14 protein-coding genes are annotated in these 20,723 nt (G+C 45.3%); 3 read left to right on the top strand and 11 right to left on the bottom strand.

Annotated elements, in window-relative coordinates:
• Positions 1–37 precede the first annotated feature (37 nt).
• Both licT and BLS14_RS03645 read right to left on the bottom strand, forming a co-directional pair.
• Positions 38–868, bottom strand: a complete 831-nt coding sequence (licT, locus tag BLS14_RS03650) for a BglG family transcription antiterminator LicT (protein WP_090950194.1) — start codon at positions 866–868, stop codon at positions 38–40.
• A gap of 286 nt (positions 869–1,154) precedes the next feature.
• Positions 1,155–2,597 (bottom strand): 6-phospho-beta-glucosidase, encoded by a 1,443-nt coding sequence (locus BLS14_RS03645; protein WP_090949573.1) that lies wholly within the window; start codon positions 2,595–2,597, stop codon positions 1,155–1,157.
• Between the two features lie 848 nt (positions 2,598–3,445).
• Between BLS14_RS03645 and BLS14_RS03640 the strand changes: the two genes are divergently transcribed.
• A complete protein-coding gene (locus tag BLS14_RS03640) occupies positions 3,446–5,170 on the top strand; it encodes a cellulase family glycosylhydrolase (RefSeq protein ID WP_079694422.1) in 1,725 nt (574 codons plus the stop codon).
• A gap of 136 nt (positions 5,171–5,306) precedes the next feature.
• Here BLS14_RS03640 and BLS14_RS03635 read toward each other — a convergent pair whose 3' ends face one another.
• The gene (locus BLS14_RS03635; RefSeq protein ID WP_090949571.1) at positions 5,307–5,744 is read right to left on the bottom strand and encodes a hypothetical protein; all 438 of its coding nucleotides are present in this window, start codon (positions 5,742–5,744) and stop codon (positions 5,307–5,309) included.
• A gap of 379 nt (positions 5,745–6,123) precedes the next feature.
• On the opposite strand from BLS14_RS03635, the gene BLS14_RS03630 reads away from it, so the two are divergent.
• A complete protein-coding gene (locus BLS14_RS03630; RefSeq protein WP_063563505.1) occupies positions 6,124–6,570 on the top strand; it encodes a hypothetical protein in 447 nt (148 codons plus the stop codon).
• Between the two features lie 105 nt (positions 6,571–6,675).
• Here BLS14_RS03630 and BLS14_RS03625 read toward each other — a convergent pair whose 3' ends face one another.
• The 3 genes from BLS14_RS03625 to BLS14_RS03615 all read right to left on the bottom strand — a co-directional run bounded on the left by BLS14_RS03625 (position 6,676) and on the right by BLS14_RS03615 (position 11,298).
• The gene (locus tag BLS14_RS03625; protein WP_072732632.1) at positions 6,676–8,643 is read right to left on the bottom strand and encodes a sucrose-specific PTS transporter subunit IIBC; all 1,968 of its coding nucleotides are present in this window, start codon (positions 8,641–8,643) and stop codon (positions 6,676–6,678) included.
• Positions 8,644–8,669: 26 nt separating this feature from the next.
• Positions 8,670–10,145, bottom strand: coding sequence for a glycoside hydrolase family 32 protein (locus BLS14_RS03620; protein ID WP_090949570.1), 1,476 nt, complete (start codon positions 10,143–10,145; stop codon positions 8,670–8,672).
• A 169-nt stretch (positions 10,146–10,314) separates the two neighbouring features.
• Positions 10,315–11,298, bottom strand: a complete 984-nt coding sequence (locus tag BLS14_RS03615) for a LacI family DNA-binding transcriptional regulator (protein WP_090949568.1) — start codon at positions 11,296–11,298, stop codon at positions 10,315–10,317.
• Between the two features lie 591 nt (positions 11,299–11,889).
• Between BLS14_RS03615 and BLS14_RS03610 the strand changes: the two genes are divergently transcribed.
• Positions 11,890–12,960 (top strand): bifunctional 3-deoxy-7-phosphoheptulonate synthase/chorismate mutase, encoded by a 1,071-nt coding sequence (locus BLS14_RS03610; RefSeq protein WP_371121271.1) that lies wholly within the window; start codon positions 11,890–11,892, stop codon positions 12,958–12,960.
• A gap of 142 nt (positions 12,961–13,102) precedes the next feature.
• On the opposite strand, the gene BLS14_RS03605 is transcribed toward BLS14_RS03610, so the two are convergent.
• From BLS14_RS03605 to treR, 5 genes are all read right to left on the bottom strand, one after another.
• Positions 13,103–14,776: a ribonuclease J gene (locus tag BLS14_RS03605; protein ID WP_090949566.1), complete on the bottom strand. Its 1,674-nt coding sequence runs from the start codon at positions 14,774–14,776 to the stop codon at positions 13,103–13,105.
• A 160-nt stretch (positions 14,777–14,936) separates the two neighbouring features.
• On the bottom strand, positions 14,937–16,208 hold the full coding sequence (gene rhaA, locus BLS14_RS03600; RefSeq protein ID WP_064638766.1) for an L-rhamnose isomerase: 1,272 nt from the start codon (positions 16,206–16,208) through the stop codon (positions 14,937–14,939).
• 18 nt (positions 16,209–16,226) lie between these two features.
• A complete protein-coding gene (locus tag BLS14_RS03595) occupies positions 16,227–18,296 on the bottom strand; it encodes a bifunctional aldolase/short-chain dehydrogenase (RefSeq protein ID WP_090949565.1) in 2,070 nt (689 codons plus the stop codon).
• Between the two features lie 251 nt (positions 18,297–18,547).
• Complete coding sequence (locus BLS14_RS03590; protein ID WP_371121417.1) at positions 18,548–19,480, bottom strand: glycoside hydrolase family 5 protein; 933 nt, start codon at positions 19,478–19,480, stop codon at positions 18,548–18,550.
• A gap of 430 nt (positions 19,481–19,910) precedes the next feature.
• Positions 19,911–20,621 carry a trehalose operon repressor gene (treR, locus tag BLS14_RS03585; protein WP_079694432.1) on the bottom strand — a complete coding sequence of 237 codons (711 nt, stop codon included), beginning with the start codon at positions 20,619–20,621 and terminating at the stop codon, positions 19,911–19,913.
• Positions 20,622–20,723: the final 102 nt, after the last annotated feature.

Below are 20,723 nucleotides of genomic sequence, written 5' to 3'. Positions count from 1 at the left end.
TATTATTATTTAACCAAATTTGTCAACATTTTAATTATTATCGATTAACGACTCGTTCAATGTGGACGGTCAGATACAATTTCTCTTCGTTGGTGAGCTGATGGTTATATTCCTTGTTGATGAACATTTCGATTTTCTTCGTACATGCCGCCGCTTCCGGGTGCTTCTCTTTGATCATGTCGTAAAAGTGATCATAATTATTGTCATAATGCGTGCCGCTTAATACCCTCTGGGAGAAAAACTTCAGATGGGTAATGAAGCGAAAATAGCTGAGAGACTCTTCATCGAATTCCATCTTGAAGTGATATTTGGCTATATTAATAATTTGCTGAATAAACTTCGTGATGTTCATCGTTGTAATGACTTCTTCATTCATCTCCGCATTGACAATATGCAGGGCTATATACGCTGCTTCATCCGATGGAAGCTCGATATTAAGTCTGGACTTAATCTGCTCCAGCGTTTTCAGACCCAGTCCAAACTCAGCCTTGTACAGCTGTTTGATTTCCCACATCAGTGCATTTTTGATTTCTATCCCTTCACGATATCGTTCAATCGCAAAGTTAATATGATCTGTTAGGGAAACGTAGATATTTTCATTCAGATTACGGCCCAGATTCTCTTTGGCGTAGGTAATAATTTCTTCCACAATTTCGATCAGTTCCATTGGCACTTCGCGCAGCAGCATTTTGAAATTGTCGGATGTCTGCTTGTTTTTAAGCGCAAATACTTTCTGGATGCGGGTCTCGTCTACTTTATCCCCGGGCTTTTTCTTAAAGGCAATCCCACGCCCCATCACTACAAGCTCTGCTCCATCCGCCTGATAGATGCTAATGACGTTATTGTTGATAACCTTTGCTATTTTCACTTCAATCCCCCCGTCACGATCCACTCTCTTGGCAGTCATACATCGCCTTTTGGGCATACAAAAAAAACCTGAAGCATCACAAAATAAACAAGACATGTACGTCTGTTTTTTTGGTGCTTAGGTTTTGCCTACTTCAAGTAGTAACAATCCCAAAACGATATAATTGCGTCAAGTATAGCGCGAAGAGACACAAATGTCAACGCTTTCAACGAGGGGACAATCGGAAGTTCCATGAAAAGTGGTCCTTCCGATATGATCATGGAGAATGTCCCTGTTTTTTCCCTGCTTATTCCTGTTCTAAATTGCTGCCATCTGATTCAATCACATTTTTGTACCAATGGAAGCTCTTTTTCTTGATCCGCTTCAAGTCACCCTTACCTTCATTGTCACGGTCCACATAGATGTAACCATAACGTTTTCTGATCTCTCCTGAAGAAGCGCTGACAATATCAATTGGCCCCCAGCTTGTATAACCAATGATCTCTACACCATCCTGAATAGCTTCACCCATCTCGGCAACATGGCGTTTCAGATAATCAATCCGGTACGCATCATCAACCTCACCTTCAGGGGTAACCACGTCATTGGCTCCAAATCCATTCTCTACAACAAACAGCGGTTTTTGATATCGGTCGTGCAGTTGATTGGCTGTAATACGGATGCCTTTGGGATCAATCGTCCAGCCCCATTCCGATTTTGCCAAATATGGATTCGCTACAGAACCAAATACATTGCCGCTCGTCATGTTTTTGACGACTTCCGGGTCTGTGGAGGTTGTACGACTTGAATAATAACTAAATCCGATATAATCAACCGTATGGTTTTTCAGAATTACCGCATCACCAGGCTGCATGTTAATATTCAACCCATGATCCTTGAAGAAACGTTTGGCATAGCCCGGGTACTCTCCACGCGACTGAACATCAATGAAGAAATAAGACTCCCTGTCTTTCTCCATGCCCTGGAACACATCATCCGGATTACAGGTATAAGGATAAAAGCTTCCTGCCGCAAGCATACAGCCGATCATTGCGCCCGGGATGATCTCGTGACAGGCTTTAACCGCCAGTGCACTGGCCACCAATTGATGGTGCGCTGCCTGATACTGAATCTCTTTCACATGATCGCCATCCTTGAAAACCAGACCCGCACCAAGGAATGGCAGATGAAGCAGCATATTAATTTCATTGAACGTCATCCAGTATTTCACCTTGTCCTTGTAACGGCTGAATACGGTTTTCGCGTAGGTTTCGAACAGAGTCACCAACTCACGGCTTCTCCAGCTGCCATATTTCTCAATCAGATTAACCGGTACATCGAAGTGAGCAAGTGTTACTACAGGCTCGATACCATGCATCAACAGTTCATCGAATAATCGATCATAAAACTGCAAACCCGCTTCATTCGGCTGTGCATCTTCTCCGGTTGGGAAAATCCGCGCCCAGGAAATGGATACACGCAGCGCTTTGAAGCCCATCTCGGCAAACAGCGCGATATCCTCGGGATAACGATGGTAGAAATCAATCGCTTCATGCGAAGGATAAAACTCGGTTTCCAGCGGGGTTAATGCAAGGACATTACCCTTCATGATGCTTCTGCGATTCTCTCCTGTCGGCAGCAAGTCAACAATGCTCAGCCCTTTGCCATCTTCCAGATAAGCACCCTCTGCCTGATTGGCAGCAATGGCTCCACCCCACAAAAAGTCTTTGGGAAACTTAAAATTAGTCATCCTTATTCTCCTTCCAAATATGTAATTCTGTTATCCGCTCAAATCGCAAGAAACATTAATAAGACAAAATATTTAAGTTGAACTACACATTTACATCATAAACAGAGAGGACAGAAAAAATCTGGAGAAGCGAAGCTAAAAGCTTTCTGACAGAAAGCTGCTTCGGAAGCATACGCTTCGCCTTTATCCCCGGATTTCCCCTTTAAAAAGGAATCAAAAAATCTGGGGATAACAGCGATCGGAAGATTGTTCTGGCAGCGCAGTGTCCAATGTAAAATCGTTCGTTTAACTTAAATACAAAAAACCCGAACCAGCCCGGATACACGTTGCAGTGTATACAAGCCAGCTCAGGTTATGCCCATATCGGTAACATTCCCAGATCACAATTATGCGGATTGGATAAAACTTTAGCAAGAATTAGGGCCATTGTCAATTTAATAAGCGTGATATATATCCTGCATCTGCATGGAACGTTGTCCCTGCAACATACGAAGACGCATCGAATACTAAGCAAAGACTAGAAAGATCGGTAATCGATCTCAAGTAGAGTTCATGCTATTGTCCACGGAAGTTTTTCATGCAAAAAAACCTGTTTCTTGCACCACATATAATATTCCAAAATTGTCATAACCACTAATTTTTACATGAAATATTAACCAATTATACTGGTATTATCTTCTATTAAAGCATGATATATTTCAATTCAGAAAACGCTTTCAGTAATTTTGATTTGGAGGTGATCCGCGTTTTTAACAAGCTTATGGCTTGTTTTTTGTTGAGCTTTATTGCCAATCTTTGCAAGCATCCTATTTTAGTTCAACGATTATAAATTAAAGGAGAATGTGTTAATGAAAAACAACCGCAAATCGGCTCTCTCACTCACGCTCGTGACTGCGATGATCCTGTCCCTCTTCTCATCGGCCATCGCTTCTGCTGCTACTGATGACTCGATTCAGGCAAGTTCAGCCGCTGCTCCAACCAATATTCAGTCCTATGTTACTGCGATGGAGCCGGGCTGGAATCTGGGTAACTCGCTGGACGCTGTTGGTGCAGATGAGACGGCCTGGGGTAACCCGCTGATTACTCAGCAACTGATTCAAAATATCGCCAATCAAGGCTATAAGAGCATTCGTATTCCAGTGACCTGGCAAGCTCATATAGGTGGAGCTCCTAACTATACTATTGATACCGCTTACATGAACCGTGTACAACAGGTTGTAAACTGGGCGCTTGATGCCAATCTGTATGTCATGATCAATATCCATCACGATTCATGGCAGTGGATCAGCTATATGGAGAATGACCATGCCAATGTCCTTGCACGTTACAACTCTGCCTGGACTCAAATTGCAAACAAATTCAAAAACTCATCCACTAAGCTGATGTTCGAAAGTGTAAATGAACCACGCTTCACCGAAGGTGGTACAACGAATACCGCTACAGCGTATGCTTTGCTGGATGAGTTGAATGTATCTTTTCATAACATCGTGAGAGCATCCGGCGGCAACAATGCAACACGTCCATTGGTCCTCCCAACGATGCATACTTCTTCCGCTCAACCAGATCTCGATGCATTATCTCAAACAATTGCGAAATTGAATGACCCTAACATTATCGCTACCGTTCACTACTATGGTTTCTGGCCATTCAGTGTGAATATCGCAGGTTACACCAAATATAATGCTGAAGTGCAACAGGATATTACGACTACATTTGACCGAGTGTACAATGCATTCACAGCCAAAGGTATTCCGGTTATCGTCGGTGAGTATGGCTTACTCGGCTTTGATCAGCACACAGGTGTCATCGAGCAAGGTGAGAAACTGAAATTCTTCGAATTTATCGGCCAATACCTGCGTCAGAAACAGATGACCACCATGTTATGGGATAATGGACAGCATTTTGGCCGTACCAGCTTCACCTGGTCTGACCAGGATCTGTATAACACAATGAAAGCAAGCTGGACAGGTCGTTCCTCCACAGCTGAATCTGATCTGGTTTATCTGAAAAAAGGGGCTGCAATTCAGGATAAAACAGTAAAACTGAATCTCAATGGCAATACATTTAGCTCTCTTGCTAATGGCAGCACTACCCTTGTTCAAGGTACAGATTACACGATCAGTGGTGATGTGCTGACATTGAAATCAAGCCTGTTAACCAGACTGACCACCTCAGGCAATCTTGGGGTTAATGCCAAGTTGACCGTCAAATTCAACAAAGGTGCAAACTGGAACCTGAATATCATCAAGTATGACACGCCTAAACTGAGCAATGTAACGGGCACAACGAGCTCGTTTGCGATTCCGACTACCTTTAATGGCAATCAGCTGGCCACCATGGAAGCAACTTATACAAGTGGCGGAAACGCGGGTCCGCAAAACTGGACTTCATTCAAAGAATTTTCCTACGCATTCAGTCCGAATTATAGTAGCAACGTCATTGAACTGAAACAAAACTTCTTCAACGAAACGAATAATGGAGAAGTCATTCTCAAGTTCCACTTCTGGAGCGGAGACGTAATTACGTACAAAATTACAAAGAATGGTTCCAGTGTTGTCGGAATCTCTTCCTAATTGGATTTCACAACTCAATCTACAGCATATTGGAATTCACGAAACGTTCTGTCCAGGGCAAGAGGCTCTGGGCAGAACGTTATCATTATTATACTTGGTTAATCTGACTGGCGACGAGGACCCACTATCAGTGCCTTTACAATAAAAATGAAATATCTCCACTCCGGCTGTGAATGACATATGTTGCTCCCAGACCTTTATAAACAAGCCCAACAGGTGCCCTGTTGCTGGAAACGACATAGAGTTGTTGCGGACACAAGCTGCGACACAGCTCAATGTCCTGGCAGCACTGCGGCAAGCTATTTTCGAATACAAAGGCGTTTTTCACTACAAATTCTGGCGGAAGCTGATTACGGAATGCCATTTCCTGAATGTAACGCACGGTGACTGCACCAAGCGATTGAAGTTGTTCCCCCTCTTCTTCGCTGTGTACAAGCACGACAACTGCAAATCCCCTCTTCAGTAATACATCCACAAAATTCATTCCCGCCGCACCGTGTCCTGTCGAAACCACCATCATTGCTTCATCCATTGCTGCCAACCTCGCCTTCACATCAGATCCTGCAAATGCCATCTGGAGTACGTTATGTGCGAATCATAGTCCTCTGTCTGCATCTCTGCAATTCAACTGCATCCGATTTCTGCACCGTTCTGATCGATTCCAGGCAATTCTGGTGAGCAATTCTTGCCTAATCTCCTCTTTTCGCAGTCATGCGGCATGTTGCTCGGTCTGTCATGAGGGGAAGAAAAAATCGAGATAATGGAGTCCAAAACGAAGATATATCTCTTGTTAATCGCTTACATGTGTGAATTTTATACCAAAAATCGGAAAATCAGGCGTATATCCATTCCGGTTGATTTTACTTGAGCTGTATTCAGTCGTAATATAATCGGCAGGATAACAAAAACAATAGAAAACAATAAGATGATTTTGCCTATGGAGGTTGGAGCGTGTGATTGCAGATTGTGATGTGGAAATTCGAACGGAGATTCGTGTTGATACCCGAATTAGTTCCATGGAGATTATTCGGTACGATATGCGAAAATTACCTTTCATAGCGCAGGAACGTTCATCCTGCTACTGTGGATTGTTCAAAATCTCATGCGGGAATGTTCATGGTTTTGCCGAATTTGAATTGCCTGTGGGCTCCCATCCCTCTGATCTGGTAAAATGGGCTTCGGTGTTCAGGGCCTTAAAAGGTATGGAGCTGTCACAGGTCATGCATTATATCCAGAAGCATCAAGAGCTATGGGGAAATGAACGCATGCTTTTCCTGCATGAAGCCGTCAGCAATTTGCTTCTTAACCTGGAGCAAGCCAGCACATCTGATGTGATGTTAAACCGGGAAGAAATTCGTGCCTTTATGATGCAATACGCACTGACGTATTATTCTTTTTGACACCTTCCGTTTAGAAGAAAAGATACATAAAAATGCAAAGAAACCCTGGTGATATACACCGGGTCTTTTTGCATTTTTCGACCTGTCTTTTTCAAAAGTTTACGCTTATTGCGGTTCAGTAAATTTCACAACGATTAGTGCTTCTCCATTAGCTTGAACAGGGCCGGTCGTAGTTGGCATCACCTGTTCGATCTTTTCGTTCCCATTCGGGATGAGCACAGGTGTAATCAATGGCAGCCCGGCAGCCTGGATCGCTTCCATGTCAAATTCAATCAACAGTTGACCTGCGGTTACGGTGTCTCCGCTATTCACATATGCGGTAAAACCTTCACCCTTCAGTCCAACGGTATTAATTCCAATATGCACAAGCATCTGAACACCGGTTTCATGTTCCAGGATTACGGCATGTTTGCTTTTATTCATCACATGAGCGATGACGCCGTCAAAAGGTGCAAATACTTTGCCCTCAGAAGGCTCGATAGCGATCCCTTCTCCCATATGCTTTTCCGAGAATGCAGGATCAGGAACCTGCTCCAAAGCAACAGCTGTGCCTGTGATCGGTGATGCAATTTCCAACAAATCTACCTTGGTGCGATGGTTAGCGGCCTGGCTGGCAGAGGAGTTTGACTTTTGCGACAGAACTTCCGTCTTGCTCTCATCTCCAGCATTGCTCGGAACTTCCTCCGCAACCGGCTGATCCTTATATCCGAAGAACCAGGTAAGTGCAAATGCAATTCCCATGGCCACCACGTTGGACAAAATGTACAAAGGCAATTGACTATTCAAATACAGCAGGGTGCCCGGAATAACCGTCACCGCCATACCTGTACCTTGCAAATGGAACAATGACGCGATAAATCCACCGACAGCGCCTCCGACAAGGCCCATGATAAACGGTTTCATATACCGCAAGTTAACCCCGAAGATAGCAGGTTCGGTAATCCCTAGAAATGCAGAGAATGACGAAGGCAGTGCGAGTGCTTTCAGCTTTGTATTTTTGGTCTTCAACCCCACCGCCAGACAAGCTGCTCCTTGCGCAGCCATAGCGCATGTAATAATCGCGTTGAACGGATTAAAGCCCGTTTTCTCCAGCAATTGAATCTCCAGAAAGTTAAAGATGTGATGTACACCGGTAACGACAATAATTTGATGGAAAAAACCAATAATAATGCCCGCAATACCAAATGGCAGTCCCAATACGGCTGTTGTTCCATGCAGAACCCACTCCTCCAGGGAATGGAAAACCGGACCAATCGCGAAGAGACCAAGTGTAATCATGACCGTCAGTGTAATAAAAGGGGTAAGAATTAAATCAAGCGCCTCTGGCACGCGTCTTCTCAGAACCTTCTCAAACTTCGCTCCGATCAATCCGACGAAGAACGCAGGCAGTACGGAACCCTGATACCCGACCACCGGTATGAATCCGAACATATGCAGCGGTTGTGCTGATCCATCTGCCACAGCGTATGCGTTCGGCAGCGCCGGATTCACAAGCATCAGACCCAAAACGATGCCGAGAACCGGACTCCCGCCAAACACGCGGAACGCAGACCAGGCTACCAGTGCAGGCAGAAATGCAAATGCCGTGTCCGTCAGGATTTGAGTAAATAATAAGAAATTGGGCGAAATGTCGTCCGGTGTTGCACCAAATAGCGATAGAATTTCATTTTGAGTGAGCAGCCCGCGCAGACCCATGAAGAGCCCCGTTGCGACCAGCACAGGAATAATCGGTACAAAAACGTCACCAAACGTGCGAATGGCCCGTTGAAAAGCATTGCCTTCCTTTTTGCCCTGACTCTTCACGTCTTCCTTGGAAGACCCTTCGATGCCCAGCTTCTCAACCTCTTCAAATATCCGGTTCACTGTTCCTGTTCCAAAAATGATCTGATACTGGCCCGAGTTGAAAAAGGCCCCTTTCACTTTGTCAATGTTCTCGACCTGCTTCTGATCAATCTTGTCCTTGTCATTCACCATGATCCGAAGACGTGTTGCACAGTGTGCAAATGATGCGATATTTTCTTTGCCCCCGATGGCACGAATAACGTCCTGGGCAATCTGCTGATTATCCGACATGGTTCTTCATTCCTCTCACGTTATATCTAATAATCCCATTTTGATGCCTGAAATCCTGCCTTGCCTTCATGTGCAAAGAAGCGAATCTCCACACTTTCCTTGCTTGGGAAGATACGGCTTGTGAATACCTCTTCTCCATCATTGACAAAGATCTCAACAGAAGAAGAATCCACAAAGATATGGAACTTCAGCACGTCTGCATTCAATGCGCAGCGCCGAATATTCCCGTTCTGATCCGCGAGCGTGGCGCCTGACTGCGAACGATTCAGGGTTACTTTCTGAGTCAACCGATCGTATTGCAACAAGGTCTTCTCTTCTGCACTCGCCCGCAATTCAATGCCTACTACCTCTGCGTCAAAATCACGGATTTCACATTCCAATTCATAAGCCATTCCAGCAAAGTCTGCGAAAGATCGAGTCTCATGATCCATTGTGAATTCCATGTGAGTCCCTTCAGAATCCCCACGCAGCTTCACCATTTCAGAGACTGGCTGCTGAATTAATTTCCCCTCCCGGAGTGACAACTGCCGCGGAATTGTTAGGCAATGTGCCCATCCACTCTTATCTGTCGGATACTCCAAATCGGGAAGTCCCATCCACCCCACCAAAATTCGTCTTCCATCCGGCGCCTGCATCGTCTGCGGGGCATAAAAGTCAAATCCACGATCCAGCTCCTGAAACGGACCATGTTCGAAGTGCCTTGTCTGAAGATCCAGTGGTTCGCCAATCAGATAGCCCGACTGAAAAATGTTGTGATACTCATCTCCCTGACTCTCTATTCCTTGTGGCGAAAAGATCAGCACACCCTTACCCTGCATCTCCATATAATCGGGGCACTCCCACATGTAACCAAAGTTAGGTAGCCCAGTATGAATCTCTCCAAGAAACGTCCAGTTTCTGAGATCTGACGAGCGATATAATACGGTGCATCCCGTTTCATCTACACGCTGGGCTCCAATTACACAATAATAAGTGTCACCCTGCTGCCAAACCTTGGGGTCTCTGAAATGTTCCGTGTAGCCAGAAGGTACTTCAGAGATCACAGGTTGATGCACTTTGGTTATTGAACCGCTTTCATGCATAATCGCCAGACACTGATACGGATGCCTGATCCAGTCCTCATCTCTTGTATTGCCTGTGTATAGCAGATTGAGTTGGCCATCTTTTTCAATAGCACTGCCCGAATATGCCCCGTGTGAGTCATATGTGTCGCCCGGCTCGATTCCGATTCCGACTTCTTCCCAGTGCACCAGATCCGTTGAACGGGTATGGTACCAATACTTCATTCCATGCTCGGTCCCGAGCGGGAACCACTGATAGAACAGATGATAATATCCCTGATAATAAGAGAATCCGTTAGGATCGTTAAGCAGTCCGGTTATCGGCTGGATATGGTAATGCTGTCTCCACGGACAAGCAGAGATCAAAGCTTCCAGCTTGCCTATTTCTCCAGGCTCTGCCTGTTCGATTCGTCTGTAGCGTTGCTCTCTAGTCATTTTCATAAAAGTGTTCTCCATCCTAGCGAAAAGTAAAACCTAAATCAGAGGAACCGGTTCCAACACACTCAAAAAAATAATTCCATATGGCTTTTTCGCCTGCCACCGTGTTCCCATATCCTTAATGGATATTCGGAGTGGAACCGGTTCGATGGAATTATCATAAAGGATTCATTTATATCTTGTCAACGCTTTCTCGTGGAATAATCTCCACATCAAGAATCGTGCACTGCTCCACCGGATCGCCTTGTACCAGACGAATAATGTGCTGGGCCGCCACTTGACCTGCCTCAAAATAATGATATTTTACTGTCGATAGTGTAGGATGAATCATCTCGGTAATTTCATAACCACCAAATCCGGTAACCGATAAATCCTGCGGGATTTGTATCTTATTGGAAAAAGCAATCTTCATCACACCCAGTGCGATGTTATCTGTTGCGCCCACAATAATCGTCGGTTTGCTTTTTTTCAAAATCGCTTCTGCGGTAATGATCGCCTCGGACATTTTAAAGCTTGTCTCGTAATATGTCACATCACATCCACCGCATTCGTCGATCGCACGCTTGAACCCCTGTTTGCGATGGATACCTACCGCCTGATCTCTCTCGGTAACACCAATATAGACGATTTTCCGATGGCCCTTTTCCACAACATGTTTACCCATCTCATACCCCGCCTGATCATCATTATGAACCAGACTGTGCAGCTGTTCATGCTGCTGCCCTACCAATAGCACCGGAATTCCGATGTCTTCTACAGCTTTCAGATGTGCATCGGTCACTTCTGCGGCAAGCAGAATAATGCCGGATACCTTCTGTCTGGCAAAGTCATATATGGCGTCGATCTCGCGCTGCATATCCTGGCTCGTATTCGCGATCAGCATCTGATACTGATTATTTCTTAATTCTTCATCGATGCCGATCAATGTCTGAGAGGTTGCAAAGGAATCCAGACGAGGAACAACCGTTCCAATAATACTGGTTTTTTTTGCTTTGAGACTCTGTGCAAACGTATTGGGTACGTAATTGTATTGTTTAATAATGCGCTCAATTTTCTGCCGTGTATCGTCACTAACAGAACCACCATTCAGGAAACGAGAGACGGTGCTCTTCGCCACGCCTGCCATTTGGGCGATATCCGAAATCGTTTTATTCATAACTTCTCCTCTTATTCTCATTCGCTTGAATTCACTTATATTACCTTATATTATACTTCGAATGGCAAACCCTTGCGAATACTATTCCCATGGAGATATTAGTAAATCTCACAGAACTCTGAAAGTGCATGTGCAATGCGTCACGGTAAAGCGTTATTGATGCATGGCATTAATTCAGCTTCTTGCAGACAAGGAACATGAGATGCTAGTATAACTTCAATTCATAACGTGCATCATGAAATACAGAACCGAATATTATTATTCATACAGGCTATGACGGAAAGAGTACGCGGAGTTATCGTTCATTACAGGGACGTGGTGCCGAAGACTGAGAGCACCCGAAAGGAACATGCCGCCGAAGTTCACTCCCGAGCCGATTGCTGAAGAGCTGCTCCTCATGGATATAGCTTCTAGGACAATCCGTTCCTTGCGTTAAAAGGTCAAAGTGAGAAACAGATCGGCTGTATTCAATCAGCAGGACCGTTTCTAATTAGGGTGGTACCACGGCTTCTTCGTCCCTTACGGATGAAGGGCCTTTTTGTGTTTTTTCATAAATTTAAATTGAAGGAGTGGATCAGCATGGATCAAAGCATGAACTTGGAACAATTAAGAGGCCGATTGAGTGAGATTAATCATAACCTCCTGCACTTGTTGTCAGAACGGGCCCAAATTACACAGGAAATTGGTCAAATCAAGGAAAAACAGGGTGTACCCAAATTTGATCCGGTTCGCGAAAAAGAAATGCTGGAGGAACTGACTGCTGCCAATCCTGGGCCTTTCCAAGACGATGCCATCAAACTTCTGTTCAAACAGATTTTCCAGGCTTCCCTGAACCTTCAGGTCGACGAACATAAGAAACAACTGCTCGTTAGCCGCAAAAATCAGCAGGAAGATACTGTCGTCTCCATCGGAAACGTCAAGGTTGGCGCAGGCAAACCCATTATGATCGCTGGCCCATGCTCGGTTGAAAGTTATGAGCAGGTACGCGAGGTCGCAGCAGCGCTGAAAGCGGCCGGCATTACCGTAATGCGCGGAGGTGCATTTAAACCTCGTACTTCTCCATATGACTTCCAGGGACTCGGAATCGAAGGATTGAAAATTCTGAAGGAAGTTGCCGACGAGTTCGGACTGAAGACCATTAGTGAGATTGTGCATCCAAGTCATATTGAATTGGCTGGACAGTATATTGATGTCATCCAGATCGGTGCCCGTAACATGCAAAACTTTGAACTGCTCAAGGCTGCCGGGGATGTTAAGATTCCTATTCTGCTGAAACGTGGTTTGGCGGCAACCATTGATGAATTCGTTCATGCTGCGGAGTACGTTGTCTCCCGCGGGAACAAACAAGTTATGCTGATTGAACGCGGCATTCGCACCTATGAAAAAGCAACACGAAACACACTAGACATCTCTGCCGTGCCGATTCTGAAACAGGAAACCCATCTGCCTGTGCTTGTGGACGTCACCCACTCTACAGGGCGCAAAGATATCCTTGCCCCTTGTGCCAAGGCAGCACTTGCTGCGGGTGCAGATGGCGTTATGGTTGAGGTTCATCCGAATCCGGCCGTAGCCCTCTCGGATAGCGCACAGCAATTAAATATCGAGCAGTTCCACCAATTCCTCTCCTCTGTGAGACAATCTGGATTGCTGAAGGATCAATAGGTTAGTTAACAATAAAAGCCTGACTGAAATGTGTGGTTCATACGAAAAACGGTATGATCCTACATTTCTCAGGCTTTTGACTATCTTAATCTTAATTTTAATCCACATCTTAATCTCTATACATCGGCTCTGCTCCACTTTCTCAAACCTCAATAATAATGGGCAGAATCATTGGTCTTCGTTTTGTCTGGGCGTAGATGTAATGACCGATCTCGTCTTTCAGCTTTCTTTTGATCACATTCCACTGATTCGCTCCGCTTCCGGTTAACTCATCCATCTTGTTCTGAACCAGCTCATGAATCTCTTTCATGAACTCCTCAGAATCCTTCACAAACACAAAACCTCTGGAAATAATCTCAGGCGCTGTCACCATATGTTTCTCCGTTTTGCTCAGCGTAGTCACAATCACCAGCATTCCATCGGATGACAGTTGCCGGCGATCACGCAGCACGATATTCCCGACGTCGCCCATGATCAGACCGTCGACCAGACTGTTGCCTGAAGCAATTTTGGGACCAGGAGATGCCACGCTGTCTTTGTACTGAATCATATCCCCATTGTTCACGATGAATACATGATCCCGTTCGATCCCCACGGACTCCGCCAGTTGTCTATGCTGATACAGCATGCGGAACTCACCGTGAACTGGAATTAGATAATCAGGCTTCATCAGGGTCAGCATCAGTTTGAGTTCTTCCTGGCTGCCGTGTCCTGATACATGCATGCCTGCTGCTCCGCTTGAACCGTAAATGACGCGTGCTCCGAGCACATACAGATTATCAATGACATGCGCAAGATTGCGTTCGTTCCCCGGGATCGCCCCAGCGGCAATAATGACGGTATCTCCAGGTGCAATCTTCACATGAGGATGTTTGGAGGCCGCCAAACGGGATAAAGCAGCCATCGTTTCACCCTGACTTCCCGTACAGAGCACAACGACCTCATCAGGTGGAAACTGGTCCGAATCAATGGCCTCAATGAGCAGCCCCTCTGGTACATCCAGGTATCCCAGTTCACTAGCTACGGACACTACATTAAGCATGCTTCTACCCAGCAGAGCCAGCTTGCGCCCCGTCTCGAACGCTGCATTTACAATCTGTTGAACCCTGCTTACGTTGGACGCAAAGGTAGAAATAAACACTTTTTGTTTGGCACGAATAAACGCGTCCAATATGTGGTCACCTACGACACGCTCGGAAGGGGTGAACCCCGGTCTCTCTGCATTGGTGCTCTCGGACAACAGCACGTGTACACCTTGTTTTCCAATCTCGGCCATACGGTGCAGATCGGGATACGGCCCATTTACAGGTGACATATCAAACTTGAAATCCCCGGTATGGACGACATTTCCTCCAGGTGTTTGAAAGAAAATACCCAGGCAATCCGGTATGCTGTGACTGGTCGCAAAAAAAGAAATCTGAATTCCACCCAGTGTAATGCTGGATTTGGAATCAACCGTATGCAGATCTGCTTTGCGCAGCAGCCCATGCTCTTTCAGTTTCAGTTCAATTAATCCTCGTGTCAGTCTGGATGCATACACCGGGATATTGATTTGTTTTAACAAATAGGGAATGCCGCCAATGTGGTCTTCATGTCCATGGGTAACCACAAGCGCCCTTACCTTGTCCTGATTTTCCAGCAGATACGTCACATCCGGAATGATGAGATCAATGCCCGGTAGGGTTTCATCCGGGAATTTGGAGCCACAGTCGATGACAATGATGTCCTGATTATATTGGATCAGATACATGTTCTTACCTATTTCATTCAAGCCGCCAAGTGCCGCGATATACAATTTGTTGTGGGCGAGATTCAAATCGGAAGCATCCTCCTCTACGTTGCAGTACTAGCATTGAAGCTTTGCATTTTTCTATGTATTTTTAGTATGGAAATTCTGACCGCAGTTATGCATTTCGCAGCTGTTTCCATGCAAAAAAGCCACAGTGGAAAACTTCTCCACCGTGGCCTGCATCATCCTATACGAAAGATTTATCTCGTTGAAGTAAAACTTCCTGCTCATAGGTTTTGATCTCAGCAATCCACTGTTCACGTACAGGTACTTGCTGCTGGGCGCAATAATAATCCCAGATCGCGCCGAAAGGATAGGACTTAAACTCTTCTGTCAAAGCAAGACGAAGGGTGTAATCCCCTTCCAGCTCCGCTGATTTCAGAGCATCCACAGGTTCCAACATCGCACGTAGCAACGCTTTAATCGTGTTGCGTGTGCCAACTACCCACGCTGCAACTCGATTGATGCTTCCATCAAAGAAATCGAGTCCGATATGTGTCGTTGGAAGCAGATCATGACGTACCAATTCGCGAGCAATTTCCAGCAGCTCATCATCCATAATGACAACATGGTCACTGTCCCAACGCATTGGACGGCTGACATGCAGCAGAATGCCGTTGGTAAACAGGGCCAGTGAAGATAGTTTGTTAGAAATAACTTCCGTTGGATGAAAATGTCCGGCATCAAGGCAGATTAACGTATCATTTTGCAGTCCATAGCCCATATAGAATTCATGAGAACCAACGACATACGCTTCGGAGCCGAGGCCAAACAGCTTACTCTCGACCGCATCCAGATGATACTTGGGATCAAGCTTCTCGGCAAATACCTCATCTAGTGAATCCTTCAGCCGCTTCCGCGGTGTCATGCGATCGACCGGATTATCCTTGAACCCGTCCGGTACCCACACATTGGTTACACAGGTCTGGCCCAGTTGCTCACCAAAATAAGCGCCAATGCGGCGGGATGCTTTGCAGTGATCAATCCAGAACTTGCGAATCGCCGGATCGGAATGACTTAGCGTGAAACCGTCACTTGATTTTTCATGTGAAAAACAGGTTGGATTGAAATCCAGACCGAGCCCTTGTTCTTTGGCCCATTTCACCCAGTTCTCATAATGCTTCGGCTCAATCCGATCCAGCTCTACTTGTTCGTCCGTATCCGCATAGATCGCGTGCAAATTGACCTTATGTTTACCGGGAATCATGGAGAAGGCTTGCTCCAGGTCTGCCCGAAGCTCTGCGGGTGTCGTTGCAGCCCCCGGATATTGACCTGTAACGGATATTCCACCCGTAAGTTCCCCATCTTTATTCAGAAAACCTTTTACATCGTCCCCTTGCCAACAGTGAACAGACACTTTGATCTCCGCGAGCTTCTTCAGCACTTCATCCGTATCAATTCCATGCTGAGCATATAATGATTTGGCTGCTTCATATGCTTGCTTGACCTGATTTTCCATGTGCGAGAACCCTCCTTATTATCGTGTAAATGCTGCTGGCACACCGCCATCAATCGTCATCATGCAACCGGTTGTTTTTTCTGATTTGGAAGAGGCAAAAAAGGCGATGCCTTCCGCAATATCTCTCGGATAAATATTGACGAGCAAAGTTGTACGTTTGCGATAGTACTCTTCCAGTTGATCCGGTTCGATACCATAGGCTGCTGCACGTTCATTTCTCCATGAACCGTTCCAGATCGCTGAACCTTGCAGGATGGCATCCGGGAGAATCGTATTTACACGAATACCGTATTCCCCACCTTCCGCCGCGATGCAGCGGGCCAAATGAGCCTCAAGTGCTTTGGCCGAGCTGTAAGCTGAGGCGCTTTTACCCGCATAGACTGAGTTTTTGGACCCGATAAATACCATACTGCCGCCAATCCCCTGTTGTTTCATCAACTTGAAAGCTTCACGTGCCACGAGGAAGTACCCAGTACCCAGCACATTCATGTTCAAGTTCCATTCTTTTAACGATGTTTCGTCAAATGGACTGGAGGTGGCCAGGCCTGCATTGTTTACGATAATATCCACGCCGCCATATTGTACAGCAACTTCGGCATACGCAGATTGCACGGCTTCCTCATCCGTTACATCCATCTTCAATGCATATGCTCGATTGGCACCATATTGGTCGTTAATTTCCTGAGCTACCTTCTGTGCTCCTTCAAGGTTGAGGTCCGCGAGAACGACATGTGCCCCTTCAGATACCAATCTGCGTGCGGTTTCACTTCCAATTCCACCGGCACCCCCGGTAATAAACGCCACTTTGCGGGAAAATTCAGTCTCCGCCGGAGCCAGCGATAATTTGTAAAGCTCAAGCGGCCAGTACTCCACATTGTAGGATTCATTGGCGCTGAGGGATACGAATTGGCCTAGACTTGTCGCACCGCGCATCACCGCAATGGCTCTATGATACAATGCCCCGCTCACCTGGGACAGTGCCCAGCTCTTGCCTGTGTTGATCATGCCCACACCTGGGATAAGAATGACGCGAGGTGCAGCTTCGAACATCACGTCACCATCATTTTTGTTGCTCTCAAAATATTGTTGATATTGTTCTTTGTAGGCGGCTACGCCTTCCACCAGTTTGGATTTCAGCCCTTCAATATCCTCCGCGTCCGGTGTCCAATCGATGAATAGAGGTACCACTTTGGTGTGCACCAAATGATCCGGGCACGCCGCGCCTACCTGTGACAGCTTCGGCGAATCCACTCCTCCAACGAAGGCGAGCACATCCTCCTGATCGTCAAAGGACAAAATCATTTTTTTGCTATCCGATACCGCTCCGCGAATGGTCGGCATTACTTTGGATACGATCTGGCGACGCACTTCTGCCTCAAACGCAGGATACTTCTCTCCGCCAAACAGGCTTCCTTGGTCAACACGTGCTTCAATGAAGGCTTCCGCTTCATTAATAATTTTGATCGTCTGGGCGTAACATTCTTCCGATGTTTCTCCCCAAGTCACAAGTCCATGCTTCTCCATCAGAACCAGTTCGGCATTGGGATTCGAGAATACGCTTTCAGCAATCATCTTGGATAGTGTGAATCCGGGACGCACATAAGGAACCCATACAAATCGATCCCCGTAAATCTCTTTCGCCAGTTCTTTTCCGTTATCTGCACAACACAGACTAATAATCGCATCCGGGTGGGTATGGTCCACATGTTTATATGGAAGGAATGCATGCAGCAACGTCTCAATGGATGCACGCGGGTGTTTGGAATCGATCATGCAATGACCCAGGTATTCGACCATCTCTTCATCCGACATGGATTCCCGTTCAATTAATGGACGAATATCTTCGAGTCCAAGGCCTGTAAAATGCTTCGCCTGCATAGAAGCCAGATCAGATCCGCTGCCTTTTACATACATCACTTCTATATCACGGCCGCGAAAATCTTTCACCGTCGTTTTGGTAGACGTATTGCCTCCGAAAATGTTACATACACGGCGATCTGACCCAATCAGATTGGATCGGTAGACCAGTTGCTCCAGTCCGGTTGTTTTCTCCGAAGCCTGTGATGAATTCCATAAACTCTGTACCATTTGTTCCCCTCCGATAATGTTTGTTTTATTCCTAATCAGAGTTTATCATCTTTGTTTTGTTTTGAAAACAAAAGATTTTAAATATAAACGGAAAAATTCAAAAGAGTTTCTGTTTTGATGATTTTTTTTTCAATAAAAAACACCCTGACGTGTTGGTCAGAGTGTTTGGAAGAGATTTTCTTGCACAGAACATGCTCAATGCTTCTCGTTGAGTAGATGAATCTTTTTAGAAAAGCTAGACCCTATAGACCCTAGTAGATCCCTGCTTTTTTTGAAGTATTTTTGATTCCGTAAGTGTCGTTGACGACCGTGTTTCCAAAGGATGTCAAACTTCCGTTAGGACCCGTAGCTAAGTCCAAATAGTTCAAATCAGAGCTGTTGCCATACCAGGACCATGCGAGCCAGCCTACCCCTTTTTCCTGACCATATTTCATGATCGCATATTCATCGACATCTCCGTTCGTGTGATATCCACCGAATTCACCGATGATCAGGGCCAGACCTTTGTTTAATACGCTTTCCATGTTGGCTTTTACGGTTGCCGCGTCTTTACCGGCATATTCATACATGTGAATCGAAAACACAGTATTTTTCTGTGTATCTGCTGCAAATACACTTTGTCCATAATCCACGATGGATTGCGGGTACTGCCCCCAGCCCGCTGCATCCACGATCAACGTATTGTTAATCCCGGCATTTCTCAGCTTCGGAATTGCTTTTTTGTATCCATCAGCCCAAGCACTACCGTTCCATGTTCCATACCATTCGTTCGCGATATTTACGATAACTCTGTCTTCTTTGCCAATGAGTGCTTCCTTGATGCTAATCCAGTAATTCACTGCTGCATCCAACGAATTATAGTCATCCTTACCTGTTGCATCATGTACTTCAAGCACCGCAATCATTTTGTTTGCGCTCACAACATTAATGATGTTTTTAACGGAGTTCAGATCGTCTTTGGTGTACTGCACGCCATTGGAGAGCACAATCCGTACGGTGTTGGCACCTGTTTTGGCAATTGCAGGAATAGCCGTGTTCAGGTCGTTCTTAAACCATGAATGTCCATGATTGACACCTCTCATGACAAATGCCTTGCCAGTGGAATCGTACAATTTGCCTCCGCTTACATAAAATCCTGTAGCAGCAGACGCTTTGGGTGCAGCACTCCCCAGAATCACCAACATAAGTGCAGCTATTACGGTAAAGACTGTACACTTTTGCAACTTGACCATTCGCTAGAACCTCCTACATTTTTTTATTTATTTCAATTAACCCTGCTCAAGGCAATAAGTTAACTAAAATCAAGAGTATCCCATAATTTTATAAAGTTATTATTTATAAATAAATAACTTTATGTAAGATACATAATTTAATTTTATTTACTTAATCGTTAAGGTTATGGACATATAATAAAATGAAAACGCTTACCGGTCAAGTTATTTTTACCATGATAAGGAATTTATTTTGTACTCGCTACCTCCCCCATCAACACTCCCTATTTGGCTATCGACCCCCTAAACACTTCAAATCGTTTTCAAAACAAAGAGAGCACCTCGTTCACCCCTAAAAGAAGTGAATAGGTACTCTCTGTTTCATATCCATGGTCAATGGATATCATCTACGCCGGGCAAAGTCCACAAATCTGAACTTGTCCGGGCGATGCCTTGCCTCTGTGAACTGGAATTGACTTGCATCCTCCAGGTAAACCTGACTTCTAACCACAACTACATTGTGGAATCCTTCGAGATCAAGCAATTCCCTATCCTCAGCAGTGGGCTCCTCCACCAATATTTCCTTTTTGGCAAAAGAGATGGTCAGCCCGAGCTCTTCCTCAATGTACTCGAAGATGGAGTCATTACATATTTCCTTGCTCAAACCGGGAATAAGCCTCTGGCTTATATGGTCCTTGTCGAGAATGACATGTTCGCCATCCACTTGCCGTACACGTCTGATCTCCCAGACCTTTTCATTCAGGCCAAAATTGATTTTCTTGAACAAGGCCTGATCAACCTTTTTTTCTTCAAAAACCTTAACGTACGTTTTGGCCCGATGTCCCATTTTTTTAGCCAGTTCCTTGAAGCTGACGAGGCCCGAAATAGGAAAATCAATTTTACGTATATCCAATACAATGGAGCCCTTACCTTGAATTTTCTGAATATAACCTTCTTCAGACAGCATTTTAAGCGCTTTGCGAATTGTCTCTCTAGACGTTTGATAACTTTCCGATAAATCAAGTTCCGAGGGAAGCAGCGTACCTGCTTCAATTTCTCCAGTCCGAATACGAGCTGCAATATCTTCATAGATTCGGATAAATTTATTATTCATCATTCATCACCACTGTCCATTACCCTTTTTTATATCATATTGGCAACCTATTATAACATTAAAAGTCGAATAACGGATAATGTAGCTACTGAGGATGATGAA

The organism is Paenibacillus sp. OK060, assembly GCF_900101205.1.
GTDB classification, from domain to species: Bacteria; Bacillota; Bacilli; order Paenibacillales; family Paenibacillaceae; genus Paenibacillus; species Paenibacillus marchantiae.
Note: the sequence above shows the minus strand (reverse complement) of the source record. Positions and strands in the feature narration are given on the sequence as shown.

Bases quoted from the DNA above. Each gene is read 5' to 3' on its own strand.
- BLS14_RS03615 (WP_090949568.1), bottom strand. From the start codon at position 11,298: ATGAATAAAACGATTTCGGATATCGCCCAAATGGCAGGCGTGGCGAAG.
- BLS14_RS03625 (WP_072732632.1), bottom strand. From the start codon at position 8,643: ATGTCGGATAATCAGCAGATTGCCCAGGACGTTATTCGTGCCATCGGG.
- BLS14_RS03595 (WP_090949565.1), bottom strand. From the start codon at position 18,296: ATGGTACAGAGTTTATGGAATTCATCACAGGCTTCGGAGAAAACAACC.
- BLS14_RS03645 (WP_090949573.1), bottom strand. From the start codon at position 2,597: ATGACTAATTTTAAGTTTCCCAAAGACTTTTTGTGGGGTGGAGCCATT.
- rhaA (WP_064638766.1), bottom strand. From the start codon at position 16,208: ATGGAAAATCAGGTCAAGCAAGCATATGAAGCAGCCAAATCATTATAT.
- BLS14_RS03635 (WP_090949571.1), bottom strand. From the start codon at position 5,744: ATGGCATTTGCAGGATCTGATGTGAAGGCGAGGTTGGCAGCAATGGAT.
- BLS14_RS03620 (WP_090949570.1), bottom strand. From the start codon at position 10,145: ATGAAAATGACTAGAGAGCAACGCTACAGACGAATCGAACAGGCAGAG.
- BLS14_RS03640 (WP_079694422.1), top strand. From the start codon at position 3,446: ATGAAAAACAACCGCAAATCGGCTCTCTCACTCACGCTCGTGACTGCG.
- BLS14_RS03590 (WP_371121417.1), bottom strand. From the start codon at position 19,480: ATGTTGGTGATTCTGGGGAGTGCTGCACCCAAAGCGTCTGCTGCTACA.
- BLS14_RS03610 (WP_371121271.1), top strand. From the start codon at position 11,890: ATGAACTTGGAACAATTAAGAGGCCGATTGAGTGAGATTAATCATAAC.
- treR (WP_079694432.1), bottom strand. From the start codon at position 20,621: ATGAATAATAAATTTATCCGAATCTATGAAGATATTGCAGCTCGTATT.